We start from the raw sequence: 19,076 nt of genomic DNA, 5'->3' as shown, positions 1-19,076 counted from the left end.
AAAGGACGATCAAACATGATGAACGACAACGAGAACATGGTCTCCGACGCCGACGCCCAGGATATGGAACTCACCGATCCGCAGGGCAGCGAGCCGCAGTCCGCCGACGCCAGGAACGCCCAGGAGGCGTCCGGCAACGACGACTTCCACCGCACCGGCCGCATGCAGCTGTACGTGCGCCGCTTCATGCGCCGCCCCTCGGCCGTGGTCGGCCTGGTGGTGCTGATTCTGCTGATCCTCTTGGCGATTTTCGGCTCGAAACTCTCCCAATGGAGCTACGACTAACCCGACTTCGCCGCCCTCGCCTCGCCACCGTCCGCCGAGCACTGGCTGGGCACCACCGTCGGCGGCTCGGACATGTACGCGATGATCATCCGCGGCCTCGGCCGTTCGCTGACCATCGGTATCTTCAGCTCCTTCGGCACCACGATCATCGCCGCCCTGGTGGGCACGGCCGTGGCATTCTTCGAGGGCTGGTTCGAGCATGTGGGCATGTGGCTGCTGGATATGCTGCTGGTCGTGCCGTCCTTCCTGCTCATCGCCCTGATCGTCGGCATGGCCGCCGGCGGCAGCGACTGGCTGTGGCTGGCCATCGGCCTGACCGCCTTCGGCTGGATCGGCTACGCGCGTACGCTGCGCACTCTGACCCTGAGCCTGCGCGACCGCGAATACATCCGCGCGGCGAAGTTCATGGGCGTGCCGTCCTTCACCATCATCGTGCGCCACCTGGTGCCGAACCTCGGCTCGGTGCTGGTCATCAACACCGTGCTCGGCGTGATCGGCGCGGTCAACAGCGAGACCTCACTGAGCTTCCTGGGTCTGGGCATCAAGGCGCCCGACACCTCGCTCGGCACGCTGCTCAACGCCGGCCAGTCCGTGGTGCAGACCTCGCCGTGGGTGCTGATCTTCCCGTCCGTGGTGCTGATCGTCCTGACCTTCTCCGTGCAGCTGATCGGCGACGGCCTGCGCGACGCCATCGACCCGTACTCCCGTTCCGGCGGCAAGGCCGAATGAGAGACGAGGCGATCATCATGAGCGACGAACAGCGCAGCAAGAACGAACAGCGCAACGCAAGCAACGCGGCAAACGACATCACAACCAGCAACGACACCAACACAGGAGCGCACAACGTGGCACAGGAACCGGTGATTTCAGTACGCGACCTCACCGTCAGCTTCGCCTCCGAGGCCGGCACCGTGCACGCGGTGCGCGGCATGAACTTCGACCTGTACCCCGGCAAGACCCTCGGCATCGTCGGCGAATCCGGCTCCGGCAAGTCCACCACGCTCATGGAGATCATGGAATTCAAACAGCCGCAGGAAGGCGAGATCGAGATGTTCGGCACCAAGCTCGAACACAAGATCCCGCGCGAGAAGCGCCGCGAGCTGCGTTCGGCCGTGCAGTACGTCTTCCAGGACCCGATGAGCTCGCTCGACCCGCGCCTGCCGATCTACGACATCCTGGCCGAGCCGATGAAGGTCCAGCACTACTCCAAGGAGCGGATCCGCGAACGCATCGGCGAACTCATGCGCCTGGTGGAGCTGAACCCCGACCAGGTCGACCGCTTCCCCACGCAGTTCTCCGGCGGCCAGCGCCAGCGCATCGCCATCGCGCGTGCGCTGTCGGTCAACCCTAAGCTCGTGCTGCTCGACGAGCCGGTCTCCGCGCTGGACGTGTCCATCCAGGCCGGCGTGATCAACCTGCTTGAGGACCTGCAGAACAAGCTGGGCGTGGCCTACCTGTTCGTGGCCCACAACCTGTCGGTGGTGCGCCACATCTCCAGCCGCGTGGCGGTGATGTATCTGGGCCGCATCGTGGAATCCGGCGACACCGAGGACGTGTTCGAGCACCCGCTGCACCCGTACACCCAGGCGCTCATCAGCGCCGTGCCGGTGCCGGACCCGAAGGCGGAACGCACCCGCAAGCGCATCGTGCTCGAAGGTGAGGTGCCCAGCCCCACCGAGACGTTCGAAGGCTGCCCGTTCATGGGCCGCCGCCCGCTCAAGCCCAAGCTGAGCGCCGAACAACAGGCCCGCTGCCGCGGCGAACGCCCGGCGCTGCGCCCGCATGATACTTCCCGACCGAGCGGCCATCAGGTTGCATGCCACTTCGCATGACGGTCGGAACTCTATAAGAGGAGGAAACAACAATGATAAGAGGAGGAAACAACAATGAACAAGACACGTAAGCTGACCGCGCTCGCCGCGGCCACTGCGGCGCTTGCCATGCTGCTCGCCGGCTGCGGCTCGGGCAATGGCAACGGCAACGGCTCCAACGGCGCCTCGAGCGCCGCCGAACCGCCGGCAGGCATCGATGCGTCGTACACCGGCGATCTGCCCATGCCGAAGATCACCGAGCGCTACGACAACCACCAGAGCCGTGACAACGTCAAGGACGGCGGCACGCTGACCCTGTCCGCCATCGAGATCGGCCCGAACTGGAACTACATGTCTTCCGACGGCAACACCAGCTACATGTCCGAGTTCTGGAGCTGGTACCAGCCCAGCCTGCTCATGACCGACCAGGTCAGCGGCTCCCCGATCAAGGTGACCTACAAGACCCCATACTACCCGTGGCAGGAAGTCTTCGGCGCTCTGGTGAACCCGAAGGCCGCCGACCCGAAGACCTTCACTCGGGGCTGGGTGAAGAACCCGCACAACGAGTGGGCCGCCGGTCCGTACAAGGTCGACTCCTTCTCCGACTCCCAGGTCACCTTCGTGCCGAACGAGAAGTGGTGGGGCAACAAGCCGAAGCTGGACAAGATCGTCTACAAGCAGATGGCCGACACCGCCTCCCTCAACGCCTTCCAGAACGGCGAGATCGATGCCGTGGATGCCTCCACCAAGGACGACATCAAGGCCATCCGTTCCGTCAAGGACGCCCAGCTGCGCATCGGCTACAGCACCAAGACCCGCGTGCTGGAATACAACGGCAAGTCCAAGCCGCTTGACGACCTGCAGGTGCGCAAGGCCATCACCCAGGCCTTCGACGTGAACACCTACAACAACGTGCAGTTCCAGGGCCTGAACTGGAAGGCCGATCAGCCGGGCTCCGAGCTGCTGCTGCCGTTCCAGAAGGGCTACGAGAACAACCTGCCCTCCGAGGCCAAGTACAACGTGGACAACGCCAAGAAGACCCTTGAGGCCGACGGCTACAAGATGGGCAAGGACGGCTACTACGCCAAGGGCGGTAAGACCCTTGAGATCTCCTTCACCTTCTTCGGTGACGACGCCACCCAGCAGGCCCTCGCCAACGCCTACCAGGCGATGATGAAGAAGGCCGGCATCAAGGTCAAGGTCGTGAACGTGGCCGAGTCCAAGTTCTCCGACACCGTGACTTCCGGCAACTACCAGGTGCTGCCGATGGCTTGGCAGGCTCCGAGCGCCATGACCTTCGTGGTGTCCGCCCCGCAGCTGTACACCTCCGACGGCCCGTCCAACTTCTCCTACGTGGGCAACAAGACGATCGACGAGCTCGTCAAGAAGGCCGGCAACCTCTCCGACTATGACGAGCAGACCAAGGCCGTGAACGCCGCCGAGAAGGAAGCCTTCAAGCTGTATGGCACCATCCCGGTCTCCAACCCGGCTTCGTACCTCGGTGCAAAGAAGGGCCTGGCCAACTATGGCCCGTCCGGCTTCGCCGGCAGCCTGCCGCAGGACATCGGCTGGCAGAAGTGACGTCGTTCTCCGGGCCGGCGCTTCCCGACCGGACGCCGGCCTGATGAACGTCCGTCACGCGGCGACGGGTCGCCTGGCGGCCGTCGTTGATGATTCGACTGATGATTCGATCGATGATTTGACGGCGATGCCGGTGCGATTCGACGCCGATAACTGAATAGTCACCGTGCCGAAGGCGGCCGGCCGCACGCATCGACTGCATGGAGCTTTCGATGCCGGTCGCGGCCCGCGGCGGATCCCGGCGCGGTGCGACCGCGGCAACATATGCCCTTACTCCTTATTCTGCATATGATGCTGCGGTTGGGAAGCCTCCCGTGTGCCTCGCAGCGGCGCACGGGAGGCTTTTGCATATGCGCCGCCGGCTCCTTCCGGCTCCCCTCTCCCTAAGGAGAGGCCAGGAATCCCCAACGCCTCAACCGCACATGATCCGTAACCGCGAGTTGTCGGTGCGCGCCCGGCGAGACAAGCGCAAAAAACACCGGTTGTAACGCTATAAACAGCATTACAACCGGTTCCACTGCTCAACCCCGCACCGACAACTCGCGGTTACGCCGCAATTGCCGCCGATCCCATGACATCCGGCACCATCTAGCGCCACCCGGCGCCATCCGGCCGCCGCCACCGTCAGTCGTCGGCCCGGTAATCCATAAGATCCAGGCTCGCGGCCACCCGGTTCGAGGCGAACGCCCCGACCGCTACCAGCACGTAGCACAGCGTGAGCCCGCCGAAGAAGCTCAGCAGCGTGGCCGGCGCGGTCATCGCCTCGGCGAACAGCGGAAGCATGAGCAGCATCGCGCAGCCGCCGGAGACGAGCACCACCGTGTTGAGCGGGGTGAACACCTCCTCGAAACGGGCCTTGTTCAGCGTGGCCACGTCAGTGCCTTCAAGCACGAGCATGCGGTATTCCGCGGCCTGGTCATAGACGCTGCCGGCCTGCATCACGCCCGAGCTGACGGCGGCGAGCACCGCCGCGAACACCAGCGTCAGAATGCCGCCGGTGCCGATATCACGGGCGAAGATCATGCCGACATCGTTCGCGCCGGCGTCCCCGCTGCTGCTCGACACGGTGACGTATCCGGCGATCGACGTGATGCCCGCGATGAACACGGCCAGCGCGATGCCCGACACGTTGCGCCACGCGCGCTTCGGGTTGTCGAGGATACGGCGCATCGCGATCATGGTCGCCACGTTCCTCGGGCGGCGGGCACGCGCCTTGGCACGAGCGGTGACCACCCACGACCCGGCGAGGTTGATCAGCGCGAAGCACAGGAACATGAAGCCGAACACCATCGCATACAGCGCCACGTTGCCGAAGCCGCGCAGCAGTTCCGGATTCTTGAACATGAACATCGCGGCGGCCACCACCGCCACGAAGATCACGACGCGCCACGCGGACGGCAGCGGCTCGGACGCGCGCGAGGTGACGCCGAGCGGCGTGATCGCCACGCGCCGCAGCGTGATCAGAGACGAGACCAGCGCCAGCACGGTCACGCCGGCCAGCACCGCGACCAGCGTCAGCGAGCCGACCCACAGCTGCTCGAAGGTGAACCCCTGGTTCTGGAAGCGCAGCAGCATGATCAGCGGCATGATCAGGAAATAGCCGACAATGCCGATCAGCGCCCCGACCAGGGCCTGGCCGGCCGCATCGAGCGCGGTCAGCTTGACCACCTGGCTGTTGGTCGCCCCGGCCAGGCGCAGCGTGGCGAGACGGGCGTCGCGGCGGGAGGCGGCCAGGCGCGCGGCCGAGCCGGCGAGCGCCATGAACGGCACGATCAGCAGCACGCAGGCGAAGCAGGCGAGCAGCACGTAGCCGCCGGCGATCCCGGCCGGATCACTGGGGTCGGAGAGCCGCTTCAGCCATATGGCACGGGTGCCGGGGGCGCAGGCCGCATCGTTGAGCAGGCAGCCGACCGTGTGGTCGGGTGACGCGCGCCAGATGAAGCCGTGCACGCCGCCGAGCACGGTCAGGAAGATCGCGGTCGCCGCGGCGAACGCGACGATGGCGAGCACGGAGGTGTGACCGGCCGAGCCTCGCGACCCGGGGCGGTGAAACAGGCGCCACAGCGCGAAGGTGCTCATCGCGCGCCCCCGTTCCAGCCGTACTGCGCGGCCGCCTCGGCCGTATACAGCTGCCCGTCGCGCATGATCACGGTACGCCCGCAGAATGAGGCCACGTTCGGGTCGTGCGTGACGACCACCACGGCCGAACCGTTGGCCTGGGCGGCCTCCATAAGGATGCCCATGACCTCGCGTCCGGTGGCCTGATCGAGGGCGCCGGTCGGCTCGTCGGCGAAGACGACGGCCGGGCGCACGGCGAGCGCGCGGGCGATCGCGATGCGCTGCATCTGACCGCCGCTCATCTCGCCGGGACGGTGCGTGGCGAGCGCGCGCAGACCGAGCCGTTCGAGCCACAGCATGGCCGCATCGGTGGCCGAGCGATAATCCATGCCGCCCAGCATCATCGGCAGCGCGATGTTCTCCACGGCGGGCAGTTCGGGCAGCAGCTGCCCGGATTGGAAGACGAAGCCGAAGGCGCCGCGGCGCAGCTTGGTGCGGTCGGCGTCGCTCATCGCGGTCAGGTTGGCCCCGCGGAAGGCGACCGATCCGCCGGTCGGCTTGATGATGCCGGCCAGCGAGTGCAGCAGCGTCGACTTGCCGGAGCCCGACGGGCCCATGACCGCGACGCTTTCGCCTTCGACCAGCGCAAAGCTCACATGGTTCAGCGCCAGGGTGTGTATGCCCGGCACGGCGGCGGACGGCCCGGCGCCGACGCCGGTCGTGGCGCGGCCGGCCTGCGTGCGGGCCATGGCGGCGCTGTAGTCCATGACCAGATCGGTGGCGATCAGCACCGGCTGGGCGCCGGCCGGCACAGCGGGCTGCTGTCCGGCCCGAGGCTGCACGGGCTGCTGGAATTGCTGATATTGCGGTGTTGTTGTAGTCATATCACCGACAATACGAAGGTCACGCTCAGCCAACCATCAGGCAGCGGGATGAACTTGGCCGCGACGCACGGGCCGCCCTCATCCGTGAGGATTAGGGGGTATCACGCGGCGTTGCCGATCGCCGGCCATCGGCAAAGCCGCCTTGCCTGCTCCCGACGGCGGGCCGCAGACAAGACGGAAGGCAGGACGGCAGCGGATCAGAGCACCGAGCGGGTGTCGTTCTCGTAGGAGTTGCGTCCCTGACCGGTGGCCGCCGTGGTGCCGCCGTCGACGGGCACGACCAGACCGGTGAGATAGGCGGCATCGTCCGAGGCGAGGAACAGGGCGACTCCGGCGCAGTCCTCGGCGCGGCCGGTGCGCCCGAGCGCCACGCGGTCGAGATACGGCTTGACGCGCTCGGGATCGCTCCAGACCTCCTTGTTGATGTCGGTTTCGATGAAGCCCGGGGCGAAGGCGTTGACGCGCACGCCCTTGGCGCCGTAGTCGAGCGCCACGCAGCGCACGAACCCGTTCATCGCGTGCTTGGTGGAATTGTAGGCGGTCTGGCCCCAATCGCCGCGCAGGCCCGAGACGGAGGTGTCCACCACGATGTTGCCGTGGGATTCGATCAGGTACGGCAGCGCTTCCTTGGTCAGGTAGAACAGGCCGTCGAGGTTCACGGAGAACAGCTTGTGCCAGACGTCGTCGGACACGTTCTCGATCTCGCCGCCCTCGAAGATGCCGGCGTTGGACACCACCACGTCGAGGTGACCGAACCGGTCCACCACCGAGCGCACCAGCTCGGCGACCTGCTCGTGGTTGGACACGTCGGTGATGTGCGTATGCCCGCGCTCGTATCCGGCCACGGTCTCGTCGAGCGGCTCCTGCCTGCGGCCTACGGCCACGACGGTGGCGCCGTTGTCGAGAAACGCCCGCGTGACCGCGCGCCCGATGCCGGTGCCCCCGCCGGTGACGATAACGACTTTGTCTTCGAAATGATAGGTGTTGCTGGTCATGGCATCTCCTTTGCCTTGCCGCTGCGGAATCCTATACCTAATTCGCCGCAGGCGTCGCAACATCCCACATAGAGAACACGATCCCGCGATGCGGGCGCATGAGCCGGAGCCGGAGCCCGGCCCCCCATCATAAGTTCGTCGAACTATATCCGGCTCCCCTCCATGAGGGGAGCTGTCGGCATAGCCGACTGAGGGGAGAGCATGCGAATCGGCTTGATTCAGGTGTTCGCGGGAATGCTCCCCTCAGACCGCTTCGCTGCCAGCTCCCCTCAGAGAGGGGAGCCAAAATTACTACGGATTAACGACGCAGGATATCGACGGAACGCCTCCGGCTCTCCGGCTACTCGCCGCGCCGCTCGGCGGCGAGGGCGCGCAGACGCGCGGCGAAACGGGGCCAGTCGGCCTTCATCGCGGTCAGCAGCTTGCGGTCGGGCACCTCGTCGATCGGCACCCACTCGATCTCCATGCTTTCGTCGTCGTTGGCGCGCGGGGTCACCTTGTGCCCCGGCTTCTCGAACGCGAAGACGGTGGTGTACGCCCACGGGCCGTGGTCCTCGCGGTAGGTGCCCACCACCTCGATGTCCTCCGGCGTGATGTTCGCCTCTTCATAGGACTCGCGCAGCGCGCCCTCGATGGGGCTTTCGCCGTCCGCGCTGGCGCCGCCGGGGATGCCCCAGGTGCCGCCCTCGGCACTCCACACGGCCCGGTGCTGCATGACCACATGCGTCACCTCGCCGCTTGCCGGGTCGCGCCGGGCCAGCAGCACGCCGGACGCCCCGTTGATGCCCCAATGCTTGCGGCCGCACGCACAGTCGATCCAGCCGTCGCCGGGCTGGTGCACGTTCTCCTCGGGAGGCACGATGCCGGCCGGGCCGGTTTTGCCGTCCGGTTCGGATTCGCCGCGCAGCATGTTCCACAGGTCCGGCCACTGCACGCCAAGACGTGCCGTCAGCCGGCGCAGCAGCGGCAGGCTGATGCCGATGATGCCGTGCGGATCGCCTTCGATGCCGTCGATGAACGCGCCGCCGAAGCCCTCAAGGGTGAACGATCCGGCCACCTCCAACGGTTCGCCCGTGGCGATGTACCGCTCGATGTCCCGGTCGGAGTAGTCGCAGAAATGGATCGTGGCGCGGCTCGCCCCGCGCTCCACGCGCCCGGTCGCGAAATCGATCACGCAGTGGCCGGTCCACAGCTCGCCGCTGTTGCCGCGCATGCGCCGCAGCCGCTCGCGCGCCACCTCGGCGCTGTGCGGCTTGCCGTAGCACTCGCCGTCCATGAGGAACATGGAGTCGCAGCCGACGATCAGCGGGCCGACCTCGGACCTTGTCAGGCCCGGCTGCATGGCGACCACGTTGGAGATCGGCTCGGTGACGGTCGGTATGTCCACGCCGGAGAAGTCCCGGGTTGTGGCGATGGTGGCCTTTGAATAGTCGATCGGCGCCGAGGCCGTGACGGCCGGCGAGGGCGCCGCCCCGTCATCGGCGCCAGCGGATTCGGATTCGGCGAATTCCGCGGCACGCAGCGGATAGGCGATCACCCGCTCGCCTGTCGCCGCCAAGGCGGCGTCGGCCACGTCACGGTACGCCTGATGCACGGCCTGGGCCTTGGCCTCGGCGAGGATCATCACCCGCTGCTCGATGCTCAGGTCATCGACGCCGACGCCCGCCTCGGCGGCGGCGCGCTCGAGCGCGGCCGGCTCGTCGACGTGCGAGACGCGGATGGTCGGGCAGATGCCGGCCGCGTACAGCACGTCGCGGCGTGGTTTCGATTTGGACGCAAGAATCAGCGGAATGGACATTATTGGCCTCACTTTGCTCTGGCTGCCCCCACTCGGCACGCTACAGCCATGCTACCGCATCACGGTGCGAACGCCATGGCCGAATCCCCGCCGATACCGCCAGCAATAATCCCTCCGCATTGCAGCGTTTTGGCGATCTGAGGGGCAAAATACGCCTTCTGCAGACGTCTTTCGGCGATCTGAGGGGCAACCGCCAAGCCTGCCACGACCATGCTCGAGGCCTCACTGCAAGGGATTGCTGTTATTGCGGCTCGGTATGGCGATGATACTGCCCCTCAGATCGCCGAAAGACGTCTGCAACCAGCCCATTTCGCCCCTCAGATCGCCAATCAGGCACACCGCAACTCACACCGCGACTGCCGGAGACGCCCCACATACGGCGACAGCCTCCCGAAGGAGGCTGTCGGAAAAAAACGGGACGCTACTTGCGCTCGATCTGCACGCCCTGCGTGTCGACCGGCAGGTGCAGCACCTTCCAGTGGCCGGAGGCGAGCTGCTCGGAGACCACCTGCTCGATGGACGTCGCCGCGTCGCCGTAGTGCAGCACCAGCACGCACGGGCCGGCGCCGGAAACGGCCGCCGCGTAGCCGCGGGAGCGCAGCGCCTGGATCAGGTCCCACGACGGATGCATGAGGTTCTTGCGGTACGGCTGGTGCAGCTTGTCCTGCGTGGCGGTGAACAGCAGCGCGTTCGGGTCGGACGCGGAGGCGAGCGCGCCGGGGTTCATCGCGGCGGCCATCAGCGCCACGCGCGACACGTTGAACACCGCGTCGCGGTAGGTGACGGCCCCGGGCAGCGCCTCGCGCGCCTCCTCCGTGGACAGCTCATAGTCGGGCACGAACACGGAGGCGTGGATCTGCGGGTCGACCCGGTACTTGACGGTGTGGAAGCCGCTGTGCAGCGGCTCGCCGCCCGGAATCGGGATCGAGCCGACGCCTTCGGCCGTGTCGAGGTTCCACGAGGCGGTCATGCCGCCGTAGACGGCCGGCGCCACATTGTCGGGATGCCCCTCGATCGCGGCGGCGAGCTCGAACACCGGATCGCGGTCGAGCTCGTCGTCGTGGGCGAACGCGGCGGCGGCCGCGATGCCGGCGACGATCGCCTCAGCGGACGACCCCATGCCGCGGGCCTGCGGGATGTTGTTGCGCGCCTCAAGAATGAACCCGAAACGCCCCAAACCGAAGGTCTGGCAGGCGCGGCGGAAGGTCGAGACCACCAGATGCGTCTCGTCGCGGGGCAGCGTGTCCTCGCCCTCGCCGTGGATCAGCACCTGCGCGGCCCGGTTCGACGGATCGGCGCACATCGTGAAGGTGAGCTCATCGTGATAGTCGAGCGCAAGGCCCACCGTGTCGAAACCCGAGCCCAGATTGGCGCTGGTGGCCGGCACGCGTACTTTGACCTGCTTGCAGATCGGTTCCATCTTGTATTACCTCGGTCCCGTATTGCCTCAGTTTGCCTCAGTCCATCACGCGCAGGATCGACGGCTCGCCGGTCACGCAGTCGAGCTGGCAGACGGCGTGCACGGTCTCGCGCAGCGTCACCTCGTCGGTCAGGTGGGTGACCAGGCGCAGCTGCTGGATCTCGCCGTCGTAGCCCGGGTCGCTGAGCGTGGGCTTCAGATCCTGGTTCACGCCGTTGATGGAGACGCCGTGATCGGCGAATTCCTTGGCGATCGCGGCCAGCACGCCCGGCTTGTCATGGATCAGGAAGCGCACCGCGAACGCGGCCTTGCTCGCGTTGATCGGCGCCTTCGGCAGGTCCTTGTACATCGGGATGGTCGGGCCGGTGCAGCCGCGCGCGATGTGGCGGGCCTCGGCGACCACGTCGCCGACGACGGCGGAGGCGGTCGGGGCGCCGCCGGCGCCGCGGCCGTAGAACATGAGATCGTCGGCGGCCTCGGCCTTGACGAACACGGCGTTGAACGAGCCGTGCACGGAGGCGAGCGGATGCGTGTTGCTGATCAGCGCCGGGTAGACGCGCGCGGACACGCCGGCCTCGCCGTTCTCGACGACGGCCAGCAGCTTGATGACCTTGTTCTCCGCGGTGGCGGCGGCGATGTCGTCGGCGGTGATGCGCGTGATGCCCTCGACGCTCACGTCGTCGATCGTCACGTTGGTGTGGAAGCCGAGCGTGGCCATGATCGCAGCCTTGTTCGCGGCGTCGTAGCCCTCGATGTCGCCGGTCGGGTCGGCCTCGGCGTAGCCCTTGGCCTGGGCGTCCTTGAGCACGTCGTCGAACTGCAGGCCCTTGGTGGTCATCTCGTCGAGGATGTAGTTGGTGGTGCCGTTGACGATGCCGAGCATGCTCGTCACCTTGTCGCCGGCCAGCGACTCGCGCAGCGGCAGCAGGAACGGGATCGCGCCGCCGACCGCGGCCTCGAAGTAGATGTCGACGCCCTTGGTGTCGGCCGCGGCGTAGATCTCAGGGCCGTACTTGGCCAGCAGCGCCTTGTTCGCGGTGACGACGGACGCGCCGGATTCGATCGCGGCCATGACGAAGGTGCGGGCCACGGTGGTGCCGCCGATCAGCTCGACGACGATGTCGGCGTTGGTCGCGACGGACATCGTGTCGGTGGTCAGCAGCGACTTGTCGATCCACGGGAAGTTCACCTCATCCGGATCGAGGCAGGCCACGCCGGCCAGCTCGATCGGACGGCCGATGCGGGCCGCGAGTTCGTCCTTCTGCTCCACCAGCAGGCGTGCGGTCTGCGATCCGACGGTTCCCGCGCCCAGCAGTCCGACGCGGATGGGCTCTTGGTTCAACTGTGCCACAAGCATCCTTTCATTGGGTGTCACCGCCGGTCGGCGGCGATCACAAGTCCTTCACCATCCTACGGAATGAATCCGACACGCCGCGGCGAAAGTTCCATAACGAATTTGCGCGCCCCCGGGCCGCGGCGCCGAAGGCCCCAACCCCGTAGCGCTAAGCGCCGCAAGCATGCATGTGGCGCACGGCATCCATGTAAAGATACTTAACGAAATATTTGCCGCGCGCGTCGAAGCTGAAGTATGGTGTGTTCTGAAGCGGCGTTGTGCTGACAAGTTGTGTGATTCCGGTGCCAATGGCGGAAGCTGTGTCACATATATCAACAAGAAAGCAACGTAGTAGTTTTTGACGTCGCCTTTTCCTCAGAGGGAGGTTGGAATGAAAGCATATATCCAGCGCCTTGGCCGCGCTCTTATGCTGCCCGTTGCGTGCTTGCCTGCCGCGGCACTGTTTCTGGGCTTTGGTTACTGGATCGATCCGAGTGCCTGGGGCGGTAACAACGTAGTTTCCGCGTATCTGGTCAAAACCGGCTCGGCGATCCTCGACAATCTGGGTCTGCTGTTCGCCGTCGGCGTCGCCATCGGCATGGCCCGCGACAAGGACGGCGCCTCCGCGCTGTCCGGCCTGGTCGGCTTCCTGACCATCACCACGATCATGGGCTCCGCATCCATGTTCCTCGGCTTCGACGCCGAAAAGATCGCCACCGAGCACCCGGCGTTCGCGCCCGGCGCCATCGGCAACAAGAACGTGTTCTTCGGCATCTTGGTCGGCTGCATCGCCGGCGCGCTCTACAACAAGTTCGGTAAAACCAAACTGCCGGACTTCCTGGCGTTCTTCTCCGGACGCCGTTGCGTGCCGATCCTGACGGCCGCGATCATGTCGCTCGTCTCGCTGCTCCTGCTGTTCATCTGGCCGGCCGTCTACGGCGCGCTGGTCTGGTTCGGCGAGTCCATCATGGGCCTCGGCGCCGTCGGCGCGGGCATCTACGCGTTCTTCAACCGCCTGCTCATCCCGACCGGTCTGCACCACGCGCTGAACAACGTGTTCTGGTTCAACCTCGCCGGCATCGACGACATCACCAAGTTCTGGTCCGGACAAGGCGCCGTGCAGGCAACCGGCGGCTTCCACCCGTTCGGCACCTACGTCACCGGCATCTACCAGGCCGGCTTCTTCCCGATCATGATGTTCGGCCTGCCGGCCGGCGCGTTCGCGATTTACCGCAACGCCAAGCCCGAGAACCGCAAGACGGTCGGCTCCCTGATGCTGGCCGGCGGCCTCGCCGCCTTCCTCACCGGCGTGACCGAGCCGCTGGAGTTCTCCTTCATGTTCGCCGCCTTCCCGCTGTACGTCGTGCACGCGGTGCTCACCGCCATCTCGGTGTTCATCGCCGCGGCGTTCCAATGGATCGCCGGATTCAACTTCTCCGCAGGCTTCATCGACTGGTTCCTGTCGCTGAAGGTGCCGCAGGCGCATATGCCATGGATGCTGCTTGTGCAAGGCGTGGTCTTCGCGGTCATCTACTACTTCGTGTTCGACTTCATGATCAAGAAGTTCAACCTGAAGACCCCGGGCCGCGGCGACAGCACCGATGAGGACGCCTCCTCCGCCGCGACCGACACCGCCACCACCGCCTCCGGCGACAAGTACGTCGACATGGCCTCGGCGCTGTACGCGGCGCTCGGCGGCAAGTCCAACGTCACCGAGATCGAGAACTGCATCACCCGTCTGCGCATGGGTGTCGTCGACTCCTCGAAGGTTGACGTCGAGGCGATCAAGCGCACCGGCGTGCCGGGCGTCAAGGTGCTCGACAAGAAAAACGTCCAGGTCATCGTCGGCACGCAGGTGCAGGCCGTGGCCGACGCGATGAACGACATCGCGTCCGGGGCGGTCGCCGGAGGTGGTGCGGCCCCAAAAGCGTGACGGCAGCTCCCGCTGCCGCTCCCACGCCGGCTCCGGCCGCCCCCGCCGCGACCGAGACGATCCTCGCGCCAGCCGATGGCGCGATCAAGGCGATCGCCGAGGTTCCCGATGAGACCGTCGCCGCGAAGATCCTCGGCGACGGCTTCGCCGTGGTTCCCTCCTCGGCGCGCATCGTCTCGCCGGTCGCCGGCAAGGTGACCACCGTGGCCCAGGCCAAGCATGCGGTCGGCATCACCACCGCCGCCGGCATCGAGGTGCTGGTGCACATCGGCGTCGACACCGTGCAGCTGAAGGGCGAGCCCTTCACGATGCAGGTGGCCGAAGGCCAGTCCATCGCCGCGGGCGCCCCGCTCGTCGACGTGGATTGGGCGGCCATCAAGGCGGCCGGCAAGCCGACCGACGTGATCGTGGTCTTCACCAACCCCACGGCGATCAGCGATCTGCGCATCACCGCCACGGGCGCCGTCACCACCGGAGCACCGGTCGGTACGGTCACCGCCAAGTAAGCGCCGCGTCGTAAGCGATCGTCGGCGATCGTCGACGATCGCATGCGCCACCGATCTCCCGCCTTCGGGCGGGAGATTTTTTATTGCCGCTACGCCTTGGCTATATCGCGCGCAAGAGCTTCCAGAGGAGTGCAACGCCTACACCATAGAAAAACAACCACACGCACGGTTTCAAAGAGGAGCACCGCTTCTACCCACTCACCGCTCCGCTTCGCCAAGACCGTGCTCAGCGGGGCGACACACCTACACCGCAGAAGAACAACCACGCACAAAACCTCCAAAGAAGCACAGCGCCTAGCCTCTCGCGCTAGCACCCCACCCACACCCTGCCCAGCGGGGCGACGCACCTACACCATAGAAGAACAACCACGCACAAAACCTCCAAAGAAGCACAGCGCCTAGCCTCTCGCGCTAGCACCCCACCCACACCCTGCTCAGCGGGGCGACGCACCTACACCGTAGAAGAAACAACCACGCGCGCGGTTCCGAAGCGCAGCATCGCTTCTACCCACTCATGGCATCGCCCCACGCAAGCATCCCCAGCGGGGCAATACACCCCGCCTATAGAAAAACGACCCCGCTCAAAGCGGGGCCGCATAACGAAGCGCAAAGCGATCCGCCCGATCAGCCGAGATCCAGATCGAGCAGGTCGTCGATGGTCTGGCGCCGCAGCATGACGTGCGCGCCGGACTCGGACACGGCCACCACGGCGGGGATCAGCGCCTGGTTGTAGTTGCTCGCCATCGTGCGCCCATAGGCGCCGGTCACCGGCACGGCCAGGATGTCGCCGCGTCGAAGATCGGCGGGCAGCCGGTCCTCATGCACGATGATGTCGCCGGACTCGCAGTGCATGCCGACCACGCGCACCAGCATCGTGCCGTCGCTGCCATGGCGGTTGGCGAGGCGCACCGTGTAATCCGCGCCATAGAGCGCCGGGCGGATGTTGTCGCTCATGCCGCCGTCGACGGACACATAGACGCGCTCGCTGATCGGGTTGCCGGTCTTGTCGGTCGCGGCATGGTCGCCGCCGCTCAGGTGCACGGGCTTGATCGTGCCGACGCGGTACAGCGTCACGCCGGCCGGAGCCACGATCCAGCGCCCCGGTTCGAAGGAGATCGCCGGCGCAGGCATGCCGAGGGCGCGGTTGATGCCGGTGACCGCATCGGCCAGGCGGCGCAGCTCGACGTCGATGTCCATCGAATCCTCGCCGTCCGTGTACGCCACGGAATATCCTCCGCCAAGATCGACCTCGGGCAGCGTGTAGGCGTCGGTCGCGTAGAAGGTCTTGCGCAGCAGCATCATGCGGCGGGCGGCTTGGATGAATGCATCCGCATCATGGATGTTCGATCCGATATGCGAGTGGACGCCGACGAGTTCGAGCACGTCCTGGCGCGCGTAGATGTCCTTGAGCACGGCGAGCGCCGGACCGTCCGCCACAGCCTCCATCGCCGCGGCGAGCGCGCGGTCGGTTTCGGAGACCTCGGAGCGGTCGAGATCGTAGGGATAACGCACATTGTGGTGCAGTTCGCGCCCCTCATGCAGATTCGCCGCGGCGCCGGACGACTCCGCAGCCGCATCATCCGAGGCCGCACCCGCCGCAGCCACCGCAACCGCAGACGCCGCAGCCACCGCACCGACACCGGCAGCGGCCACGCGCGCATTCGCCCCGGCAGGGGTCACGCCGGCCAAATCGGCGAGCACGTCCAGCACCGCGGCATCGGCGCCGGCCGGCAGCAGCGGCACGCCGAACTTCTGATCCTCATGCGCGGTGGAAACGTACTCGTGCCCGCCCGCGTGGATGCCGGAGGTCACGCGCAGCATCACCCTGGCGCGCTTGCCGAGCCGCTGCGCGATCGCGGCGATGCGCGCCGGCTCGTCGGGAGAATCGACCACGATCTTGGCGAAGCCCTGCTCGATCGCCAGCGCGATCTCCTCGTCGGACTTGTTGTTGCCGTGCAGTACGAGACGGCGCCCGGGAACGCCGGCCGCCAGCGCGATGCGGATCTCCCCCATCGAGCAGGTGTCGACCAGCATGCCGGCGCCGGTGACGATCCGCACGATTTCCTTGGACAGGAACGCCTTGCCCGCGAAACTCACATGCGTGGTCGAATTGCTGAACGCCTCGGCCGCCGCCCGCACGAAATGACGGGCGCGCCCCGCCACCTCGTCGGTGTCGATCACATACAGCGGCGAACCGAACTCGTCGAGCAGCGACGCCGCCGTGCGCCCGTGGAAGGTGAGCTCGCCGTTCTCGTCGATGCCCGTGGCTTCGGGCCAGATGGGGGTAATGGCCATAATCGTATCCTTAATCCTTGGTTCCCTCCGGCCGCCAGCAGCGGCCAAGAAGGGAGCCTCACAACCTACAACCGCGATCCGTCAACCGCGATTTGCCGGCACCCTGCGCCATCGATTCGTCCGCCATGTCCGGCTCCCCTCGTTGAGGGGAGCTGTCGGCGCAGACGACTGAGGGGGAGAACATGCGAACCGGCTTGACACCAAGCACCCGCGGCGATGCTCCCCTCAGACCGCTTCGCGGCCAGTGCCCCTCAGCGAGGGGAGCCGGACATTGTCGGCGAATCGATGACGCGGAATACCGCGATCCGTCACATCTTGTCCGGCGCGGTCACGCCGAGCAGATCCAGTCCGGACTCGATCACCGTGCGGACCGCGTCGTTGAGCTTCAGTCGCGCCGCGGCACGGGCCGGCTCCGGATTCTTGGCGATGCGCACGGCCTCGCGCGCGGCATCGTCCAGCCGTTCCTCGGGCTCGGTCAGGGCCATCGGAACCACGCGCTCCACGTTGTACCACTTGTGGTACGCGGCGGCGAGATCCTCCAGATAATGCGCCACGCGATGCGGCGCCCGCTGGTCGCCGGCCAGGGTCAGCGTCGCCGGCCACTGGGCCAGCGCGGCGAGCACCTCGCCGTCGGCCTCGGTGTCGAGCAGGCTCGCGTCGGCGCCCTCGTAGGTCACGCCGGCCGCCTGAGCGTTGCGGTCCACGTTGCAGGAACGCGCGTGCGCGTACTGCACGTAGTACACCGGGTTCTCGTTGGAGTGCGAGGCGAGCAGGTTCAGATCGATGTCGACCGGCGAGTTGTAGTCGGTGCGGGCCAGCGAGTAGCGGGCCGCGTCCACGCCGATGGCCTCGGTCAGGTCGTCGATGGTCACGACGTTGCCGGCGCGCTTGGACATGCGCACGGCCTTGCCGTCCTTCATCACGTTGACCATCTGGCCGATGAGGATCTGCATGTTCACGCCCGGCTCGTCGCCGAACGCGGCGCACATGGCCATCATGCGGCCGATATAGCCGTGGTGGTCGGCGCCGAGCATGTAGATCGCCACGTCGGCCGGGTCGGCCTCGCGGTGGCGCTTGTTCCAGTAGTAGGCGATGTCGGCGGCGAAATAGGCGAATTCGCCGTTCGACTTGATGATGACGCGGTCCTTGTCGTCGCCATGCTTGGTCGATTCGAACCAGGTGGCGCCGTCCTTCTCGTAGATGTCGCCGCGGGAGCGCAGCTCCTCGATCGCCTTGGCGACCTCGCCGTCCTGATACAGGCTGTTCTCGTGGAACCACACGTCGAAGCGGACGCGGAAGTCCTTCATCGACTTCTGGATCTCGTCGAACATCATCGGCACGGCGCGCTTGCGGAATTCCTCGCGCTGCTCGGAATCGCCCTCGCCGAGCGGGTTGCCGTCCTTGTCGAGCCCGCCGTCGACGCGCGGCATCGCCAGCACGTCCACGCCGTCGGCCTCGGCCTCGGCGATCACGCGGTCGGCGATCTCATTGATGTACTTGCCCTTGTATCCGTCGATCGGCGTCTCCTCGCCGTGCGCGGCGGCGACCAGCGACTTGGCGAAGCGGTTGATCTGCTCGCCATGGTCGTTGAAGTAGTATTCGCGCACGACCTTGGCGCCGTTCGCCTCGAGCACGCGGGCCATCGAATCGCCGACGGCCGCCCAGCGCGTGCCGCCGATGTGGATCGGGCCGGTCGGATTGGCGGAGACGAACTCCAGGTTCAGGGTCTTGCCACCCAGATGATCGTTCTTGCCGAACGCGGTGCCCCCTTCGAGCACCTGGTCGATCACGGCGGCGGCCGACGCGGAATCGAGCGTGATGTTGATGAACCCGGGGCCGGCCACCTCCACCGACTTGACGCCTTCGGCGCCGGCGAGCGCCGCGGCGAACAGCTCGGCGAGGTCGTGGGGCTTCATACCGGCCTTCTTGGCCAGCTGCATGGCGATATTCGAGGCCCAGTCGCCGTGCGCGCGATCCTTCGGGCGCATCACGGTCAGCTTCTCGACGGGCGGGATCAGATCATCGGTCAGGTTGCCGGCCTTTCCGGCTGCAACCAGTTCATGTGCAATTTGCGAAATCAGTTCGCTCAGGGCTTCAGGACTCATTCTTCCAAGTCTACCGGGCGCGCCGACAGCCACGGCCCGCGCGCTCCCCGCGATCGCGATACGATCGCCGGC

11 protein-coding genes and 4 pseudogenes are annotated in these 19,076 nt (G+C 66.5%); 5 read left to right on the top strand and 10 right to left on the bottom strand.

The genetic code is table 11. The annotated features are described in order from the left end of the window. The first annotated feature begins 15 nt into the window (after positions 1-15). The 3 genes and pseudogenes from BBSC_RS01695 to BBSC_RS01685 all read left to right on the top strand — a co-directional run bounded on the left by BBSC_RS01695 (position 16) and on the right by BBSC_RS01685 (position 3,677). Positions 16-1,014: pseudogene (locus BBSC_RS01695) on the top strand (ABC transporter permease). 161 nt (positions 1,015-1,175) lie between these two features. Further along, positions 1,176-2,117: pseudogene (locus BBSC_RS01690) on the top strand (ABC transporter ATP-binding protein); the annotation flags it as partial. A gap of 54 nt (positions 2,118-2,171) precedes the next feature. After that, positions 2,172-3,677, top strand: a complete 1,506-nt coding sequence (locus BBSC_RS01685) for an ABC transporter family substrate-binding protein (RefSeq protein WP_033518014.1) — start codon at positions 2,172-2,174, stop codon at positions 3,675-3,677. A 624-nt stretch (positions 3,678-4,301) separates the two neighbouring features. On the opposite strand, the gene BBSC_RS01680 is transcribed toward BBSC_RS01685, so the two are convergent. The 8 genes and pseudogenes from BBSC_RS01680 to BBSC_RS01655 all read right to left on the bottom strand — a co-directional run bounded on the left by BBSC_RS01680 (position 4,302) and on the right by BBSC_RS01655 (position 12,189). Further along, positions 4,302-5,756: an FtsX-like permease family protein gene (locus tag BBSC_RS01680; protein WP_033518012.1), complete on the bottom strand. Its 1,455-nt coding sequence runs from the start codon at positions 5,754-5,756 to the stop codon at positions 4,302-4,304. Then, positions 5,753-6,619 (bottom strand): ABC transporter ATP-binding protein, encoded by an 867-nt coding sequence (locus BBSC_RS01675; RefSeq protein WP_033518010.1) that lies wholly within the window; start codon positions 6,617-6,619, stop codon positions 5,753-5,755. The genes BBSC_RS01680 and BBSC_RS01675 overlap by 4 nt, the downstream gene beginning before the upstream one ends. A 197-nt stretch (positions 6,620-6,816) precedes the next feature. After that, entirely contained in the window at positions 6,817-7,614 is a 798-nt protein-coding gene (locus tag BBSC_RS01670; RefSeq protein WP_033518008.1) for an SDR family NAD(P)-dependent oxidoreductase, read from the bottom strand. A gap of 340 nt (positions 7,615-7,954) precedes the next feature. After that, positions 7,955-9,061, bottom strand: a pseudogene (locus BBSC_RS01665) (Maf family protein); the annotation flags it as partial. A gap of 59 nt (positions 9,062-9,120) precedes the next feature. Continuing rightward, a pseudogene (locus BBSC_RS14450) lies at positions 9,121-9,412 on the bottom strand (Maf family protein); the annotation flags it as partial. A 59-nt stretch (positions 9,413-9,471) separates the two neighbouring features. After that, positions 9,472-9,624 carry a hypothetical protein gene (locus BBSC_RS13855; protein ID WP_156102378.1) on the bottom strand — a complete coding sequence of 51 codons (153 nt, stop codon included), beginning with the start codon at positions 9,622-9,624 and terminating at the stop codon, positions 9,472-9,474. Between the two features lie 209 nt (positions 9,625-9,833). Then, the gene (gene thrB, locus BBSC_RS01660; RefSeq protein ID WP_033518005.1) at positions 9,834-10,832 is read right to left on the bottom strand and encodes a homoserine kinase; all 999 of its coding nucleotides are present in this window, start codon (positions 10,830-10,832) and stop codon (positions 9,834-9,836) included. Between the two features lie 37 nt (positions 10,833-10,869). After that, on the bottom strand, positions 10,870-12,189 hold the full coding sequence (locus tag BBSC_RS01655; RefSeq protein ID WP_306558653.1) for a homoserine dehydrogenase: 1,320 nt from the start codon (positions 12,187-12,189) through the stop codon (positions 10,870-10,872). 367 nt (positions 12,190-12,556) lie between these two features. Between BBSC_RS01655 and nagE the strand changes: the two genes are divergently transcribed. After that, the gene (gene nagE / locus BBSC_RS01650) at positions 12,557-14,098 is read left to right on the top strand and encodes an N-acetylglucosamine-specific PTS transporter subunit IIBC (protein ID WP_033518001.1); all 1,542 of its coding nucleotides are present in this window, start codon (positions 12,557-12,559) and stop codon (positions 14,096-14,098) included. Further along, positions 14,095-14,604 (top strand): PTS sugar transporter subunit IIA, encoded by a 510-nt coding sequence (locus BBSC_RS01645; protein ID WP_033517999.1) that lies wholly within the window; start codon positions 14,095-14,097, stop codon positions 14,602-14,604. The genes nagE and BBSC_RS01645 overlap by 4 nt, the downstream gene beginning before the upstream one ends. A 624-nt stretch (positions 14,605-15,228) precedes the next feature. On the opposite strand, the gene BBSC_RS01640 is transcribed toward BBSC_RS01645, so the two are convergent. Then, positions 15,229-16,899, bottom strand: a complete 1,671-nt coding sequence (locus BBSC_RS01640) for a diaminopimelate decarboxylase family protein (protein WP_033517997.1) — start codon at positions 16,897-16,899, stop codon at positions 15,229-15,231. A 308-nt stretch (positions 16,900-17,207) separates the two neighbouring features. Beyond that, positions 17,208-19,004 (bottom strand): arginine--tRNA ligase, encoded by a 1,797-nt coding sequence (gene argS / locus BBSC_RS01635; RefSeq protein ID WP_033517996.1) that lies wholly within the window; start codon positions 19,002-19,004, stop codon positions 17,208-17,210. Between the last annotated feature and the right edge of the window lie 72 nt (positions 19,005-19,076).

The organism is Bifidobacterium scardovii JCM 12489 = DSM 13734, assembly GCF_001042635.1.
Taxonomy (GTDB): Bacteria; Actinomycetota; Actinomycetes; order Actinomycetales; family Bifidobacteriaceae; genus Bifidobacterium; species Bifidobacterium scardovii.
The sequence above is the reverse complement of the archived record's forward strand: the minus strand, read 5'-3'. Positions and strand labels throughout refer to the sequence as shown.

Excerpts from the sequence above, each read along its gene's own strand:
- BBSC_RS01685 (WP_033518014.1), top strand. The coding sequence starts at position 2,172 with ATGAACAAGACACGTAAGCTGACCGCGCTCGCCGCGGCCACTGCGGCG.
- BBSC_RS01680 (WP_033518012.1), bottom strand. The coding sequence starts at position 5,756 with ATGAGCACCTTCGCGCTGTGGCGCCTGTTTCACCGCCCCGGGTCGCGA.
- BBSC_RS01675 (WP_033518010.1), bottom strand. The coding sequence starts at position 6,619 with ATGACTACAACAACACCGCAATATCAGCAATTCCAGCAGCCCGTGCAG.
- BBSC_RS01670 (WP_033518008.1), bottom strand. The coding sequence starts at position 7,614 with ATGACCAGCAACACCTATCATTTCGAAGACAAAGTCGTTATCGTCACC.
- BBSC_RS13855 (WP_156102378.1), bottom strand. The coding sequence starts at position 9,624 with ATGGTCGTGGCAGGCTTGGCGGTTGCCCCTCAGATCGCCGAAAGACGT.
- thrB (WP_033518005.1), bottom strand. The coding sequence starts at position 10,832 with ATGGAACCGATCTGCAAGCAGGTCAAAGTACGCGTGCCGGCCACCAGC.
- BBSC_RS01655 (WP_306558653.1), bottom strand. The coding sequence starts at position 12,189 with ATGCTTGTGGCACAGTTGAACCAAGAGCCCATCCGCGTCGGACTGCTG.
- nagE (WP_033518001.1), top strand. The coding sequence starts at position 12,557 with ATGAAAGCATATATCCAGCGCCTTGGCCGCGCTCTTATGCTGCCCGTT.
- BBSC_RS01640 (WP_033517997.1), bottom strand. The coding sequence starts at position 16,899 with ATGGCCATTACCCCCATCTGGCCCGAAGCCACGGGCATCGACGAGAAC.
- argS (WP_033517996.1), bottom strand. The coding sequence starts at position 19,004 with ATGAGTCCTGAAGCCCTGAGCGAACTGATTTCGCAAATTGCACATGAA.